The sequence below is a fragment of the Streptomyces sp. WM4235 genome (assembly GCF_001279725.1).
Classification (GTDB): domain Bacteria; phylum Actinomycetota; class Actinomycetes; order Streptomycetales; family Streptomycetaceae; genus Streptomyces.
In genome coordinates, this window is record NZ_LGDE01000237.1 from 1 (window position 1) to 723 (window position 723).

1 protein-coding gene and 1 pseudogene are annotated in these 723 nt (G+C 66.7%); both read right to left on the reverse strand.

Annotation, left to right across the window (positions count from 1 at the left end):
• Positions 1-155 precede the first annotated feature (155 nt).
• Positions 156-407: pseudogene (locus ADK55_RS39840) on the reverse strand (N-acetylmuramoyl-L-alanine amidase); the annotation flags it as partial.
• Positions 408-460: 53 nt separating this feature from the next.
• Positions 461-723, reverse strand: a 263-nt coding sequence (locus tag ADK55_RS17805; RefSeq protein ID WP_234350114.1) for a hypothetical protein, incomplete at its 5' end; no start/stop codon positions are given.

Below are 723 nucleotides of genomic sequence, written 5' to 3' on the forward strand. Positions count from 1 at the left end.
ATTCGAGTCCTCCCCGTCTGGACAGACCCCGACGGGCAGCAGTGGCTCCACCCCACCCTCCGCACCCCCCGCACTCGACTCCCAAACCGAGTCCGACCTGAGGACCGCCCGACGATCCGGTACCTGATGCGCCGCACTATCCCCATCCGCCAGCAGTAAACCGCGCCGTCCTTGGCAATCACCCCGTGGCACAGCGGGCCCGGCAGACCGCTGTACCCGTCCTCGCAGATCCGGACGCTGTTCGCCGTCCCCGAGGTGACCGTGTGATGAATCATGATCCCGTTCAGCGGACCCCACGCACCCTTGTGGTTGCGGTTATGGGTTCGCCAACCGGGGCGTTCGATGACGTTCACGCCTTCGGCGCGAAGCGCGGCCACGAGTGCGTCAGCACTCAGTGGTGTTGCCATGCTTGACTCTCGGATTCTCCCCGCGCCCAAGATCAAAAATGGTGGAGCAGCTACTACGATGTGCCGCGCGACACCAGCCACAGCTGCGCGGCCATCAGCAGCAGCGGAGCGACAAAGGAACTCACCACCAGGCGCCTGGTGGCCGCAGCCTGCGCCTGGTCCTCCCGGCGCTGCTGATCGCCTCGCTCGGTGATCTGATCGTGCTCACCGCGCAGACCGGCAAGCGCGGCCTCCACTTGGCCGATCCGCTGCTCCGTCGCACGCTGATCACGTACCGGGAACGACCACCGCCGACATCGACGCCGCCCTCTACGCG